This window comes from Salinisphaera japonica YTM-1 (genome assembly GCF_003788585.1).
In the GTDB taxonomy this organism is placed as follows: Bacteria; Pseudomonadota; Gammaproteobacteria; order Nevskiales; family Salinisphaeraceae; genus Salinisphaera; species Salinisphaera japonica.
The window spans coordinates 13,208-28,135 of the sequence record NZ_AYKG01000037.1 but is presented as its reverse complement, the minus strand read 5'-3'; the positions used below and the strand labels follow the sequence as shown (position 1 = coordinate 28,135).

General features: G+C 60.4%; 12 protein-coding genes and 4 pseudogenes. 7 read left to right on the top strand and 9 right to left on the bottom strand.

Features of this window, described 5'->3' with window-relative positions; all coding sequences use genetic code 11:
* Both SAJA_RS11415 and SAJA_RS11410 read left to right on the top strand, forming a co-directional pair.
* Positions 1–949: pseudogene (locus tag SAJA_RS11415) on the top strand (IS3 family transposase); the annotation flags it as partial.
* A gap of 12 nt (positions 950–961) precedes the next feature.
* Positions 962–1,555 (top strand): annotated as a pseudogene (locus SAJA_RS11410) (transposase); the annotation flags it as partial.
* Positions 1,556–1,589: 34 nt separating this feature from the next.
* Here the strand turns inward: SAJA_RS11410 and SAJA_RS11405 are convergent.
* Positions 1,590–1,964: pseudogene (locus tag SAJA_RS11405) on the bottom strand (transposase); the annotation flags it as partial.
* Between the two features lie 772 nt (positions 1,965–2,736).
* Between SAJA_RS11405 and SAJA_RS15595 the strand changes: the two are divergent.
* Positions 2,737–2,868: pseudogene (locus SAJA_RS15595) on the top strand (IS481 family transposase); the annotation flags it as partial.
* A 54-nt stretch (positions 2,869–2,922) separates the two neighbouring features.
* On the opposite strand, the gene galE reads toward SAJA_RS15595, so the two are convergent.
* The 6 genes from galE to SAJA_RS11365 form a co-directional block, all read right to left on the bottom strand.
* Entirely contained in the window at positions 2,923–3,936 is a 1,014-nt protein-coding gene (gene galE / locus SAJA_RS11390) for a UDP-glucose 4-epimerase GalE (RefSeq protein ID WP_123658802.1), read from the bottom strand.
* Between the two features lie 159 nt (positions 3,937–4,095).
* Positions 4,096–4,581: a pilin gene (locus tag SAJA_RS15385; protein ID WP_123658800.1), complete on the bottom strand. Its 486-nt coding sequence runs from the start codon at positions 4,579–4,581 to the stop codon at positions 4,096–4,098.
* 143 nt (positions 4,582–4,724) lie between these two features.
* Positions 4,725–4,943 carry a translation initiation factor IF-1 gene (gene infA, locus SAJA_RS11380; protein ID WP_109994791.1) on the bottom strand — a complete coding sequence of 73 codons (219 nt, stop codon included), beginning with the start codon at positions 4,941–4,943 and terminating at the stop codon, positions 4,725–4,727.
* Between the two features lie 136 nt (positions 4,944–5,079).
* The gene (gene aat / locus SAJA_RS11375) at positions 5,080–5,829 is read right to left on the bottom strand and encodes a leucyl/phenylalanyl-tRNA--protein transferase (protein WP_123658799.1); all 750 of its coding nucleotides are present in this window, start codon (positions 5,827–5,829) and stop codon (positions 5,080–5,082) included.
* Positions 5,826–6,968, bottom strand: a complete 1,143-nt coding sequence (locus tag SAJA_RS11370; RefSeq protein ID WP_123658798.1) for a GNAT family N-acetyltransferase — start codon at positions 6,966–6,968, stop codon at positions 5,826–5,828. Before SAJA_RS11370 ends, aat begins: the two co-directional genes overlap by 4 nt.
* Before the next feature lie 35 nt (positions 6,969–7,003).
* Entirely contained in the window at positions 7,004–7,339 is a 336-nt protein-coding gene (locus SAJA_RS11365) for a hypothetical protein (RefSeq protein ID WP_123658797.1), read from the bottom strand.
* A gap of 267 nt (positions 7,340–7,606) precedes the next feature.
* Here SAJA_RS11365 and SAJA_RS11360 point away from each other — a divergent pair, with 267 nt between their 5' ends.
* From SAJA_RS11360 to SAJA_RS11345, 4 genes are all read left to right on the top strand, one after another.
* Entirely contained in the window at positions 7,607–10,132 is a 2,526-nt protein-coding gene (locus SAJA_RS11360; protein ID WP_123658796.1) for a DNA translocase FtsK, read from the top strand.
* Between the two features lie 81 nt (positions 10,133–10,213).
* Positions 10,214–10,876, top strand: a complete 663-nt coding sequence (lolA, locus tag SAJA_RS11355; protein ID WP_184999864.1) for an outer membrane lipoprotein periplasmic chaperone LolA — start codon at positions 10,214–10,216, stop codon at positions 10,874–10,876.
* Positions 10,873–11,277: a VanZ family protein gene (locus tag SAJA_RS11350; RefSeq protein ID WP_123658794.1), complete on the top strand. Its 405-nt coding sequence runs from the start codon at positions 10,873–10,875 to the stop codon at positions 11,275–11,277. The genes lolA and SAJA_RS11350 overlap by 4 nt, the downstream gene beginning before the upstream one ends.
* A 13-nt stretch (positions 11,278–11,290) precedes the next feature.
* Positions 11,291–12,622, top strand: a complete 1,332-nt coding sequence (locus tag SAJA_RS11345) for a replication-associated recombination protein A (RefSeq protein ID WP_123658793.1) — start codon at positions 11,291–11,293, stop codon at positions 12,620–12,622.
* Here the strand turns inward: SAJA_RS11345 and SAJA_RS11340 are convergent.
* Positions 12,619–13,296 carry a haloacid dehalogenase type II gene (locus SAJA_RS11340; protein WP_123658792.1) on the bottom strand — a complete coding sequence of 226 codons (678 nt, stop codon included), beginning with the start codon at positions 13,294–13,296 and terminating at the stop codon, positions 12,619–12,621. The two genes, SAJA_RS11345 and SAJA_RS11340, sit on opposite strands and share 4 nt — an antisense overlap.
* 120 nt (positions 13,297–13,416) lie before the next feature.
* Entirely contained in the window at positions 13,417–14,862 is a 1,446-nt protein-coding gene (locus SAJA_RS11335; RefSeq protein ID WP_123658791.1) for a DcaP family trimeric outer membrane transporter, read from the bottom strand.
* Positions 14,863–14,928: the final 66 nt, after the last annotated feature.

Sequence of the window (14,928 nt, the reverse complement as noted above, 5' to 3'; positions counted from 1 at the left end):
GCATGGACGCCTCGCTCATGGCCCGCATGAAAGAGCTTGAGGATGAAAATCGACGGCTCAAGAAGATGTACGCCGAAGAACGTCTCAAGGCGGAAGTGGTCCAGGAGGCGCTCACAAAAAAGTGGTAAGGCCATCTCGCCGCCGCGAGATGGCCCGGCGTAGTGTGGCCGAGCGCGGCTTGAGTATCCGTTTGGCCTGTGTCGCGTTCTCGATCAGTGCGACGTGTTATCGCTATCAGCCACGGTTATCGGATGAGAACGCCGAGATCGCGGACTGGCTGATACGTCTGACTGAGACCCATCGCCGCTGGGGCTTTGGCCTGTGCTTTTTGTATCTGCGCAACGTCAAAGGGTTTCGTTGGAATCATCAGCGGGTGTATCGGATCTACCGGGAGCTTGAGTTGAACCTGCGGATCAAGCCGCGCAAGCGCTTACGACGAGACGCGCCGGGGAAACTGGCGGAGCCCGAAGCCATCAACGACAGCTGGTCGATGGATTTCATGCACGACCAGCTCGGTGACGGCCGCGGCTTTCGGTTGTTCAACGTCATCGACGACTACAACCGCGAGGGTCTGGGGATCGAAGTCGATCTATCGCTGCCCTCAGCCCGCGTCATCCGAAGCCTGGAACAAATTATGGAATGGCGTGGCAAACCGAAGTCAATCCGGTGTGACAACGGCCCCGAATACATCAGTGGGCCGCTAACAGTTTGGGCCGAAGAAAACGGCATCACGCTGCAATACATCCAGCCCGGCAAGCCGCAGCAAAACGCGTACGTCGAGCGCTACAACCGAACCGTGCGAACCGATTGGCTCAGTCAATACCTATTCGAGTCGATCCCCGAAGTTCAGGATGCGGCTACCAAGTGGCTCTGGACTTACAATAACGAACGCCCGAACATGGCACTCGGCGGCATTACGCCCAAGCAGAAATTGGATATGGCCGCTTAACTCCACTTTTAGCTCGCGTTAAAAATGGGGGGATTACCCCACGTACCGCAGCTGGCGATCGGCGACGGGGCACTCGGTTTCTGGAACGCGGTGTCCCACGTGTATCCGTCCACACGCCACTAGCGCTGCTGGGTGCACAAGACCGCCAACGTGCTCAACAAACTGCCGAAGAAAGCGCAGCCCAAGGCCAAATCAGCGCTTCAGGCCGTCTGGATGGCCGAGACCCGCGCCGATGCGGAGAGCGCCTTTGACGCCTTCGTTACGGCCTACGAAGACAAATACCCGAAGGCGACCGACTGTCTGACCAAGGATCGCGCCGAACTGCTGACGTTCTACGACTTCTCGGGCGCGCACTGGCAATCGATCCGCACCACCAACCCGATCGAATCGACGTTTGCCACGGTGCGCCTGCGCACGGCCAAGACGAGAGGCTGTGTCAGCCGCGACACGATCCTGGGCCTGACGTTCAAGCTCGGTCAGAGCGCGGCCAAGCGCTGGCGCCGGCTACGCGGTTATCAATGGCTCGAGAAACTCGAGCAAGGCATCACATTCATCGACGGCATCGACCAAAGCCCGCAGAACAACGACCGCCGGAGCGCCGCTTGATCAACTCCGCATACACCACGTTTGACTATATCTCATCACCGGTGGAGATCCCCTTGAGATAGAGCCACGGCAACAGCTCTTCGATCGGACGGGTGCGCCGCAAGTACGGTGGTAGCAGGCCTGAGTGAAAACGCAGGCCGGCGCCGGAGCGATCGCGGGTCTTGGGCAGGCGCACCGGGACGTCGTCGATGCCGGTCTGGAGCGTGCGCTCGGGCTGATGGCCGTTGCGTACCACGGCCTGACGGCCGTCGGGCAATCGACGATCGGCGGTGTCGTCCAGAAAGGTTTGTAGCTCGGCTTCCACCGCTTGTTTCAGCAAGTCGCGTGCGCCGCGGCGCAGCAGGTCGGTAAGCGGGTCATCGACGCCGGTTGCTGGTCTTGGTTCGGGCTCATGCGTATCGTATTCCATGGCGTATCCCTCATGGCTGGATGGGGGGTGGTACTTCCATTCCAGCCGGATACGCCACCTGTTTCAATCTCGCCTATACACCACGATTGAGCATAGCTCACAGGCAAGAAGCGGGCTCAGTAGGTACTTTGCGTTCTACAACAACCGACGGCGACATCAGGGGCTTGATCGCCAGACGCCCGATCAGGTGTACTTCAACTTGACGCGGCTTGCTCAAGCCGCATGACATCCGCAGCTTGCCACTTAAAAATCGCTGAGGCCTGTCCGGTCAATAGGGTCCACTTCAGTCAGCGCCGGGGTGGGCGTGGTGCCGGTCAGTACGGCGTTTCGCGTGCTTCAGTGCGCTTGGGTTGAATCGACCGAGCGCACTCGACCCGGTGCCGTCGATTCGGCCTTACGAGCACGACGCGCCGGGGAATCTGCTGCATTTGGACATCAAAAAACTCGGCGGCTTCGACAGGCCGGCCATCGGGCGATCGATAGCCGCCGGGCAGGGGCGTTTCGCGGCGCCCGCTGGAACCGGCGCCAGTGTCTGGTGCGCTGATCACTGTTGGTGCGCTTTCACGCCCGCCTGGGCGCACACATGATGGGCGTACTCAATGACAACGGGCGCTGTTGCAAATCGGGCGTCTTCGCCAAGGCTTGCCGGCGACTGGGCATCCGCCATCGCCGCAAGTAGGCATACTGCCCCCTGGCCAACGGAAAGGCCGAGCGTACGACACAGACAGGGCTACACGAATAGGCCTACGCGCGATGCTACAAACATGCCGATCAGCGCGCGGCGCATCTGCCGCACTGGCTGCATCACTATAATTGGGACCGGCCGCATGTCAGTTTCGACTACAACACACCAATCGGCCGACTCGGCTTGGGCGTGAATAACCTGTTGGGTTTACACAATTAAGCGGCACTAGCCGGGCCTACGGCGCGGATGCATTTGCAAGTGTGAAATACGCTTTTAACGATAGCCTCTAGGATTTTGTTCTTGCCAGCGCCAGGTATCGGTCAGCATGGTTTGTAGCGTGCGCTGGGCACGCCAGCCCAATTCATCTGCGGCCTTGCTGCAGTCGGCCCAGCATTCGGCGGCATCGCCGCTGCGGCGCGGGGCGATGTAATAGGGCACCGGGCGCGCGCTGACGGCCTCGAATGCCTCGACGATTTCCAGCACGGAGTGGCCTCGGCCGGTGCCGAGGTTCCATACGTTGAAGCCGGGGCGGGCGCTAAGCGCTTCCAGGGCGGCTAGGTGGCCGTCGACGAGATCCAGCACATGGATATAGTCGCGCACGCCGGTGCCGTCCGGTGTGGGGTAGTCGTTGCCGAACACGGCCAAGGATTCGCGCTGGCCGATGGCCACCTGGGAGACGAACGGCACGAGATTATTGGGCCACCCCTGGGGCGCCTCACCAATCTGGCCGCTTTCATGAGCGCCGACGGGGTTGAAATAGCGCAAAACACCGACGGCCAGCTCGGGATTGGCAGCTGCTACATCGGTCAGCGCCTGTTCCACCATGAGTTTAGAGCGACCGTAGGGATTGGCCGGTTCGCCGGTCGGCAAAGATTCATCGAGCGGCATAGGGTGTTGATCACCGTATACAGTCGCCGATGAGCTGAAGATGATTTTATTGATGCCAGCGGCGATCATGGCCTGTAAGAGGATTATGCTGCCGGTTACGTTGTTGTCGAAGTACTTAAGCGGATCTTCGACGCTTTCGCCCACGGCTTTGACGCCGGCAAAATGCATAACGGCATTTATCGAATTTTGGGCGAATATCTCGTCAAGCAGAGGGCGGTCACGGATATCGCCTTCGTAGAAAACCGGTGTTGCGCCGGCAAGCTGGCCTGCGCGTACAAGGGCTGTATTGGCGCCGTTCGACAAGTTGTCGATGACTGTTACGGCGTGACCGGTCTGTAAGAGTGCGACAACGGCATGAGAGCCGATATAGCCGGCGCCGCCGGTGACGAGTACGTGCATTCGTGATCCGTTTGCAAGATGATTGAGCTTCGGTACCGGGTCATTGCTGACCGTTCGCGCAGCCATATCCGGCGTAGGCAAGCAATTAAACCAAAAAGGTCAGGTCTGCAAAATGCAAGACCTGACCCCGTTCGTTTTACGTTCGCGCACGTCGTTTGACTAAGAAGACCCGCGGCAAGACGCTGGAAGGAATTTCGGATCTATGGTGGTTCCCTTTGTTGTATCGCCGCAAACCCACCCAGTGATTACTGTGCTATCAGCCGTTACAGTTGGAACGAGCGTTAAGACTTTGGACGAGGAAAAAAGGTCTTTAGTGGTAACCTGAATCGTTCCCTTTTGCGGTGCATCGACAGTTTCGATAGTAGCCACATACTGCGAGGCTTGAGTTGCGTCATTCCCATCAGCGGCCGCCGAGCCTCGCTCGCAACCATAATTGCCGGCATTAGGTAAATCTGTATCGGAATTAGCAACCTGATACGCTTCACTTACTGCGGTCTTACAACTGGATGCGGCTAGTACCACCTCAGATACCTTGGCTCGCGTCGTATAATTCTGATACTGCGGAATAGCCACCGCCGCCAGAATCCCGATAATCGCCACCACGATCATCAGTTCAATGAGCGTGAAGCCTTTTTGATTTTGCATTCGATTGTCCCCCGTGAATGCTAGGCGCGTTGGCGCCTGTTCAACAATTGAAGCCGGCTACCGGTTGGCCGGTGCCACAATCAAAGCTTTACTGGCGGCTAACGTCAAGTGCGGATTCGACCGATCTGTTTGTCGACAGCGGTTTATCGCCCGCGATACGTGATGCGGCCTTTCGTCAGGTCGTACGGGGTGATCTGGACGGTAACGGAGTCGCCGCGCAGGATGCGGATGTAGTGCTTGCGCATCTTGCCGCTGATGTGAGCGGTCACGATGTGGCCGTTTTCGAGTTTGACTCGGAAGGTGGTGTTGGGAAGCGTCTCGACGACGGTGCCTTCCATTTCGATGTGGTCTTCTTTCGCCATTAATTCGCTCTTGATTGCGTGGTGCAGGGCGCGTGTCGCGCGTGATTATCCGTGACGGGGGGTGTCTTGTTCAATGTTTTTGCGCCCAAACGTGTCAGCGGATCAATTCGTGTGGTGCTGTACGCCGGGTTCTTGGTCAGTTTAACGGGTCGGCGATGTGCCGGGCGTGTTGGGGCGCATCGATATCGAATGCCCAGTAACCCTTGGAATCACGGGACGTTTGGCCTCGTCTGACGGTCGCCAGAAATTCGGCTCGCGGCATATCGATTGCGCCCATCCGATACAGGTGAGGCGAGCCGACCTGTCCGTCGAGAAGCTCATAGCCCCAGGCGGCAAGTTGCCGGGCCAGCCATACCAGCGCGATTTTGCTGGCGTCGGGCACGGTGCTGAACATGCTTTCGCCGAAGAACACGTTGCCCCGGGCGACGCCGTAAAGGCCGCCGACGAGTTCCTTGTCTTTCCACACCTCGATCGCGTGTGCGTGGCCCTGATGATGCAGCTCGGTATACGCCGCACGCATTTCCGGGCCCAGCCATGTTCCCTCGGCGTCCTCTCGCAGCGCGGCACAGGTTCTTATGACCTGCTCGAACGCCAGATCGAGTGTGACGGCGTAGTCGCCCTTGTTGATCGTGCGTCGCAGACGACGTGAGACATGCACGTCATTCACGTGGAACACGGTACGAGGATCCGGGCTCCACCAGAGGATGGTTTCGTCCGGGTTGTACCAGGGGAAGACACCGATGTCGTAGGCGTTGATCAGGCGCGTCGCGGAGAGATCGCCCCCGACGGCAAGCAGGCCGTTGGGCTCATCCAGCGCCAGGGCGGGGTCGGGAAACGCGCCGTCGGGCACGTTCGGGTCCAGCCAATAGAGCCGCGGACCGTTCAAGAGATGTTGCTCGGTAAAGCGTCAAAACTGGCGCGTGCGCGCTGTTCGGCCTCGAAGTCGACCATCATGTCGGCTTCGCGCTCGACGAAATCGGCGATAGCGCTTTCGAGCCGCGGATCCGCGATGACGTGGCTCGACCAGGTGGGTATCGGTTCGAAGCCACGCCTGATCTTATGCTCGCCCTGGGCGCCGGCGTCGAAGCAGGCCAGGCCGTGCTCGATGCAGTAGTCGATACCGGCGTAGTAACAGGTTTCAAAATGCAGGCTGTGATAATCCGTCGCACAGCCCCAATGCCGACCGTAAAGCGTATCGCCGCCAAGCAGCATGAAGGCCATGCCCACCGGCTCATCGTGGTGATAGGCAACGAAGAAACGAACATGCTCGGGCATGCGCTGGGTGAGTTCAGAGAAGAAAGCACGGGTCAGGTACGGGTCCTGGCCCCGGATGGCATACGTTCGGCCATAGAACGCATACAGAATATCCCAGAGCGTATCGTCGATATCGTCGGGCCCCAGCACCTCTACGCGCACCCCGGCCTCACGCATACGGCGCCGCTCGCGGTTGATTTCCTTGCGGCGTTTGGAGGACAGGTAAGACAGGAAATCGTCGAAGTTGCGATAGCCGCGGTTGAACCAGCGATACTGGCAGCCGCGACGCGCATGGGCGCCGGCACCCATGAGCGCGGCTGCACTGGTGTCGTCGTCGAACAGGCTGTGCAGGGACGACACGCCCATACGCTCAGGCAATTCAACGAGGACATCGGCCAAGAGCTTGCGTGTGGTCTCAGAGTCGGCGAGCAGGCGAGGGCCGGCTACCGGCGAAAACGGTATCGCATTGATCAGCTTGGGATAATAAGACAGGCCGACCTGGCGATAAGCGTTTGCCCAGGCGAAATCGAAAACGAACTCGCCGAATGAATGATCCTTGACGTACATCGGCGCAGCGCCAATGAGGCTGCCGTCGTCGGCCTCCAAGAGACCATGTGCCGGCTGCCATCCCTGATCGGCAGAAACGCTGCCACTGGCTTCGAGGGCAGCCAGAAAGCCATGGCGCGCGAACGGCTGCTCGGTGCCGACGAGCGCATCCCATGCTTGCCTGTCGATATCGAGTATCGATTCGATCTGTCGGAAGTTGGGCATCGTGTCCGTGCGTATGAAATTACCGATCGCCGGGATCAGTGCGTGGCATAGCTGTTGGGCAGTGTGTCACGTAGGGCGAACTGAACGCAGGCGTCGTGCTCGAATTCGTTGAGCTCGTCCTGGGCGTTGTGGGCACGCCCGGCTTCGGTCAAATGCCCGGCATCATCGAAAGACACGATAGCGCCGATGGTTTTGACTTGAATCTCGCCGTTTTCGTTGGTCTGGTCATCAAACGCGACCTGGACGTAGCGCAGCTGCTGATCGGCATAGCGCGGCAGATCCTGTTTGCCTTCGGCGACGGCGGAGGCTTCTTCTTCGCTGAATTCCTCGATCGCTCCGTCGTCGGTCAGCAGAAAATGACGGGTCGACATATTATCCTCGCAACAATCGGCTCGACGCTCCGATATTGGCGCCGACGGCGATTTTTCAAGCATTTGACCGCGCAGGCGGGGCTGCATGTTTTGTAGTCGATACGTCAGGCGTGCGCCGCTGGGTGCAGGCGATGCTTGAGCTTGTTATGCCATCTTACGGATTTACAAGGTGTTTCATACATCGGCGGGCCGTAGCGGTTAGACTGTTGAACGAACGTACAACGAAAGCCACCGGTATCTCGCCGGCAGGCTGACCATGGGGCGGACATGGCCAAGGCAGCAGCATCCAGATCGTCGGGCGCCGGCACCAAGCACAGCACGCGATCGGCCAAGGCAGAAAAAGCCGGGCCCAAGTCCGCGCGGCGCGGTGCCAATGATACCGCGCCGCCCAGTGCTTACAGCCAGCGCGTGGGGCGGCTCGTGCGTGAAGCCGGCCTGTTTATCGCGGTTGCCATCGCCTTGTTCTTGTTGGCCTCTCTGGTGTCTTACAGCCCATCGGATCCGGGTTGGTCCGGCCTGGGCAACGGCACGGCGATTCAGAATCTGCTGGGCAAACCCGGGGCCTGGTTTGCCGATGTGTTGTTGAGCCTGTTTGGTTACCTTGGCTTCGTGTTCCCGCTTGTCGTGCTTTATATCGGCTGGTTGATCTATGCCGATCGAGACACGAACCAAGAAGAAGTGCTTTCACGTGGTTTGCGTGGCGTGTGTCTGCTGGTCGGCTTCATCGCGGCGTGTGGATTGGCCTGGTTATTGTTCGGCAGTGCACGTATCAGTCCGTTGCCACAAGGCGGCGGCGGTATCGTCGGTGCCTCATCGGCCAGGCCGGTTGCGGCATTGATCAATATTCTCGGGGCGGCGTGGCTTCTGATCACGGTCTTGATGATTGCCTTGTCGATGGGGCTTGGGTTTTCCTGGCTATCGGTTGCCGAGCGTCTGGGCCAATGGGCGTTGGGCGGCACCTGGCAGGCCATGCGCAATGGCAAGGATCGGCTCACGGCCTGGCAAGCCACACGTGCCGAGCGGCGTGTGGAGGCCCGCGCCGCGCGACAGCAGGCCAGACAGCAGCGGGCGGCTGAAAAGACAGCCGCACCCAAGCCTAGGCCAGCCCCGGCCGGGGCGCCGGAAAAACGCGCTGCGCCGGCTCAGGAAGAATCCGTTGCTGTACCGGTCGCACCCGCGCCGAGCGCGCCCGAGGTGAAAAAGAAGAATAAGAAGAAGCCGCGACCCGCGCCGCTCCCAAGCGTGCCGGATACGACTGAGGCCGTTGATGTGCCGACGTTCGACCCGGAACGCGACAGCCCGATTCCGCCGATCGAGCTGTTGGATCCGGCACGCGCGCCCAAGAACGATCAGGACGACGCGGTCCTGCAGCATATGTCGGAGGCGCTCGAGCAGCATCTGGCGGATTTCAATGTTCAGGCCAAGGTCGTGGCCGTCAAACCCGGGCCGGTGGTTACACGCTTCGAGATCGACCCGGCACCGGGCGTGAAGGTCAACCAGATTTCGAACCTGGCCAAGGATCTGGCGCGGGCCATGTCCACGACGAGCGTGCGCGTGGTCGAGGTGATTCCCGGCAAGTCGGTGGTGGGCCTGGAAATTCCGAATGCCGATCGCGAGATCGTCGCGCTGCGTGAGATCTTTGAAGCGCCGATTTATGCCGATGCACAGTCACCGCTGACCATGGCACTCGGCAAGGATATCGGCGGGGCGGCGGTAACGGCTGATCTGTCGAAGATGCCGCATCTGCTGGTGGCGGGCACGACCGGCTCGGGCAAGTCCGTGGCCGTGAACGCCATGATTCTGTCGATTCTGCACAAGGCCACGGCAGAGCAGGTGCGCCTGATCATGATCGACCCGAAGATGCTCGAGCTGTCGGTCTATGAAGGCATTCCACATCTGTTGGCGCCTGTCGTTACCGACATGAAGGATGCCGCCAATGCGCTTCGTTGGTGTGTGGGTGAGATGGAGCGCCGCTACAAGCTGATGGCCGCTCTCGGCGTGCGCAACATGGCCGGTTTCAACACGAAAGTGGCCAAGGCGATCGAGGCCGGTCAGCCGATCGAGGACCCGATTGCCAAGAACGCGCAGTCCAACGAGGCAGCGGCGGCCGGCGAGGAGCTGCCCACGCTCGAGCCCCTGCCGGCGATCGTCATCGTGGTCGATGAGCTGGCCGATATGATGATGGTGGTGGGCAAGAAGGTCGAAGAACTGATTGCGCGTATCGCGCAGAAGGCACGCGCCGCCGGGCTGCACATGATTCTGGCCACACAGCGGCCGTCCGTTGACGTGATCACCGGTCTGATCAAGGCCAATATTCCCACGCGGATCGCCTTTCAAGTGGCCTCCAAGATCGACTCGCGCACGATTCTGGATCAGCAGGGGGCCGAAAGCCTGCTGGGCCACGGCGATATGCTCTACCTGCCACCGGGTACCGGGTTCTCCAACCGTGTGCACGGCGCATTCGTTGACGACCACGAAGTTCATAAGGTGGTTGAGTACATCAAGCAGACCGGCACGCCGGACTATATCGAGGAGATTCTCGACGGCGGCAGTGAGGCCGAAGGCGGCGAGGGCGATGACGAGGACGTGGAGGCTGATCCGCTATATGACCAGGCGGTGGCCATCGTGCTCAAGTCGCGCAAGGCCTCTATCTCATACGTACAGCGTCGTCTGCGCGTGGGCTATAACCGCTCTGCACGGCTGATCGAGCAAATGGAAAATGCCGGCGTCGTGGGCCCGGCCGAGGGCAACGGCGGGCGAGAAGTCCTGGCACCGCCGCCGCCGGATGACTGAGTTCAGATGCGATTCACGCCGCATGGTCGAGGCTCTGACCGTGCGCGGAACCCCGCGATCCTTTTCTTTACGAGGCATTTGATGCGATATCTTTTGTGTGTCGTCGCACTGGTTGCGGCCTGTTTTACCGGTACGGCCACAGCGGCGACCGGCTCGTCGGCGACGGGTTCATCGGCTCTGGCTGATTTCTATAACGAGGTGACCACGCTGTCGGCTGATTTTCAGCAGGTTCAGCGTGACGACGAGGGCAACATCGTCCAGCAGGCCAGCGGCACGTTTCTGCTGTCGCGGCCGGACCGTTTCCGCTGGGCCTATACCCAGCCGTTCGAGCAGATCATCGTCAGCGACGGCGAGACCTTCAAGTTCTACGATGTGGATCTCGCCCAAGTCACCATCCGCGACGTGGGGGCAACGCTCAACGCTACGCCGGCCTTGTTGCTGACCGGCGGCGAAGCCTTGTCGGAGGCGTTTCAGATCACCGACGGCGGCCATCACGACGGGCTGGACTGGGTGCACCTGAAACCCAACGCTGACGATACGGATTTCAAGACGGTCGATCTGGGTCTCAAGAACGATGTGCCGAGCCTGATGCAGCTGCATGACAATCTGGGCCAGACCACGAGTATCAACTTCGGCAATATCGAGGTAAATCCGACAATCAAGGCCGAGCGCTTCAAGCTCGATATCCCCGATGAGGTCGAGGTCGTGGACGGCCGGGGCGAAGCCGCGCCTAGCCTGCGATGAGTGGTGCGATCAGCGCCGAGCGCCTGCACTATTTCGTGCTGTGGTGTCTGGTCGGGGCCGGTCTCTGTGCGTTTTTTCTCTATGCCTGTCTGATGCCAAGCCCGCCGAGCGAGCCGGGCATTCCGTATTTCGACAAGGTTGAACACGCGGGATCATTCATCGTGATGGGGGCCTGGTTTGCGGCTGTGTTTCCCCGCCGGCTGCTTCGTGTGGGGCTGTGGTTGGCTGTCTTTGCTGCGGCAACAGAGCTGTTGCAGGCTGCGACCGGATATCGCGATGGCGATATTCTGGATTGGTGTGCTGATTGTGCGGGGCTCGTAATTGGTATCGGGGCAGCGCGCCTGGGTGCCATGAACTGGCTCTACGGACTGGATCGTTTTGTCGCATCAAAAGCCCATTGAGTTAGACGCGCCCATGCCGGATAAAAGGCCTGATAACCGGCCGTTGGCCGATCGCATGCGCCCGGCCTCCCTGGATGAGTACGCCGGGCAGACGCATATACTGGCCGCGGACAAGCCGCTGGCCCGCGCGCTTGCGGCCGGCCGGATCCATTCGATGATTCTCTGGGGGCCGCCGGGCACCGGCAAGACCACGTTGGCGCGTCTATTGGCAGCCCGCGTGGATATGCGCTTTGTTCAGATCTCGGCCGTCATGGCGGGGGTAAAAGACATCCGCGCCGCCGTGGCTGACGCACGCCAGGCACACAGCGCCGACGGTACGGCCACTTTGCTGTTCGTTGACGAAGTGCATCGTTTCAACAAGGCACAACAGGACGGGCTGCTGCCTTACGTCGAGGATGGCACTGTCACGCTTGTGGGGGCGACGACCGAGAACCCGTCGTTCGAGGTCAATAACGCGCTGCTCTCACGCACACGGACCTATGTGTTGCGCAGCCTCGACGCAGGCGTGATTCGTGAGCTTATCGACCGCGCGTTAAGCGACCCCGAGCGTGGCTTGGCTAGCCATGATCTCGTTATGGATGACGCACTGCGCGAGCAGCTTGCCGTACGCGCCGACGGAGATGCGCGCCGGGCTCTGAACCTGCTTGAGCTTGCCGGGGATATCGCGGCCGGCCGGGATGATAAAACGATCACCCAGGACGAGCTCGATGAGGTGCTGCGCGAGGGCGTGCGCCGCTTCGACAAGGGCGGGGATTATTTCTATGACCAGATGTCGGCCATGCACAAGAGCATGCGCGGCAGTGATCCTGATGCCATGCTGTATTGGCTATCGCGCATGCTCGAAGCTGGCTGTGACCCACGCTATGTCGCGCGCCGCTTGACCCGGATGGCCAGCGAGGATATCGGCAACGCCGACCCGCGGGCGCTGCGTATCGCGCTAGATGCCTGGGAATCGTACGAGCGTCTGGGCAGCCCCGAGGGCGAGCTGGCGCTGGCCCAAGCTGCGGTCTATCTGGCCTGTGCGCCGAAATCCAACGCCGTCTACGCCGCCTTCAACGCTGCCTGGGCGGATGCCAGGAATAAAGGCACACTCGATGTGCCCATGCATATCCGCAACGCCCCGACGGGCCTGATGAAAGAACTCGGCCACGGCGAAGGATATCGCTCGGCACATGGCCAGGCCGAGGGCTACGTCGCCGGTGAGACCTATCTGCCAGACGCGCTGGTGGGCACGCGCTACTACGAGCCGCTGCCTCGCGGCCTGGAAATCAAGATTGGCGACAAGCTCGCGCGACTACGCGAGCTCGACGAGCAGGCCGCGAATCCGTCTGATTCCAAAGCCTAAGCGCCGTCGACCGCGATGATCTGCTGTGCGACATCGGCTAGATCTTCGCCCACAACATCCGGGCGCTCGCCGGCCGGGCTAAGCGTTGCCTTGCCACGTGCGACAAACGCGGCCTTCAGGCCGGCCCGCATGGCACCGGTAACGTCCCAGTCGTGGGCGGCAACGAGGCGTAATTGATCAGGGGTCACGCCAAGGGCATCCACTGCAACATCGTAGGCATCCGGGTGTGGCTTGTAGCAACGTGCGGTATCAACCGAGAGCACGTGATCGAACAGGCGTGTCAGCCCGGCATTGGCGAATTGGGCGTCTACCGTCTTCTGCGCCGAGTTGGTCAGCGCGGTGAGCGAAAAACCGGCGGACTTGAGTGTTTCCAGCGCGGCGACGACATCCGCGTGCGGCGACAGAGTGCCAATGGTGCTGAAGACCCGCGCGCGCTGATCGTCGGCCAGCGATACATCATGCATATCGGCCAGTTGATCCAGGCAATGACCTGCGAGCACGCCGAAATCCATGAATTCGCCGGTTAGCGTGGTGACCGTAGACCAGTGTAGAAGACGCTGGAACCAGACGCCGCGCATTGCAGCGTCACCGAACAGATCGGCGAATACGTCATCGAGCGGGGAGAGATCAAGCAGTGTTTCGTTGACATCAAAAACGAGATGCGTGGCGGCCATGTCGGCCCTCCAGGTGATTAATATGCTCACGCTAGGTGTTGTGCAGCCAATGTGCAAAACGGTCGTGCATGAAAAAGCCCGCAGGCAAGCCTGCGGGCCGTATGCCGTTTCAGCCGGGGTCTAGAAATCGTACTTGGCCGAAAACTGAACGCGGTTGAAGTTACCGTCGAAGCCGTTCTCGACTTCGCGCTGGGCGTAGAGATACTCGCCGCCGAGGGTGAGCGGATCCACCGGGTTCCAAAGCAGGTTGGCATGCACGCTGGCCGCCTGCTTGGTGATCAACGAATTACGAAGCTCTCGCGGATTGTCGACGCCCATGCCGCCGAGAACCAGGTTCGAGCGCCAGGTTTTGGACCAGTAATGGCGATAATCCAGGTAGCCGCCGTAGGCCCGGATGGTTTCGACGTTGCCGGAGTCGTTGATATAACCGGCGGGCACGGCACCGATCGCCACGTATCGCCCGATACCGTCGCCGTAGTAGCCCTGGTAGAGGAAAGCGTCGCCCTGTTCGGTAAGGTTGAAGCTGCCGGATAGGCGCAGGCCGTAACCAAAGGCCTTGTCGTTGGTGTTGCGCAGGCCGTCGACGTCGAAGTCGCCATCACTGCTCACGGTCTTGGCCAGGGCACCGACCGAGAAATGACCGTAATCGCCGGTATCGGTGTAATCCAGGGTGAGTTCGGGGTAATGATCGCTATTGGTGGGCTGGGTGACCCGCTCATCCGGCAACGAATCGAATTCGAACGTGGTCTCCGGATTTTCGAGCGCTGCCGAGAAGCCGCCTTTCGTGTAGCGAATTTGTGCCTGACGTACGAAGACCTGGCCTTCGGTCGGGCCGATGAAATCCAGCGTTTCCGGGTAGGCCTTCATATCCATGAAGTTCGTCCATGTCTGGCCGAACAGCCATGTATCGTCCAGCTCGATATAGGCATGACGCAGACGCGGCGAGTAGTCGTTGACCACGCGATCCTGGCCTTCGGCTTGATCGCCGTAGAAATCGGTTTCGATATAGCCCTTGATCTTGTGCCCGCCGAGCTTGGTCAATGTGGTCAGATGCAGGCGTGTCTGCTGCGCGGTGAACTGGGTGCTGTCGGTGCTCTTGTCGCTGTCCGGGCCGACTGGAATACCACCAACGGTATAGAACAGTTCGTTACGCTTACCCACGTCGCCGTTTTCGTAATGCGAGTAGTTGGTATCGGCCTTGATATAGCCGCCGATTTTCGCCGTGGTGTTCTCACCGATATGAAACGTGCCGATGGGTTCATCGGCAGGCGTCTTGGGCGATGTCTTGGCCGGCATCTTGGCGTCGGGTTCGGCCGACGACACGACCTGTTTGCGATTGCTGGTTTGCGTGGCCTGGGCGGTACGACGCGCGGCTGCGGCTTCGCGCTGTGCGTTCGCGGTGGCCTGTTTTTGTTCCTGAAGCTCGCTGCGTGTCTGCTGGAGCATCTGCTCCATGCGATCCAGGCGGGCTTCGAGTTCGTCGGTCGTTGCGGCGTGTGCGACGTTGACCGAGGCGATAACCCCGGCCACGGCAAGTATCCACGTCCGGCGTGGCGTGCTGATCATGGTGTTTCTCCCTGTCACGATAATCCCCGAAGTCCGGCAATCGATCTGTTGTCGGATACAACGATC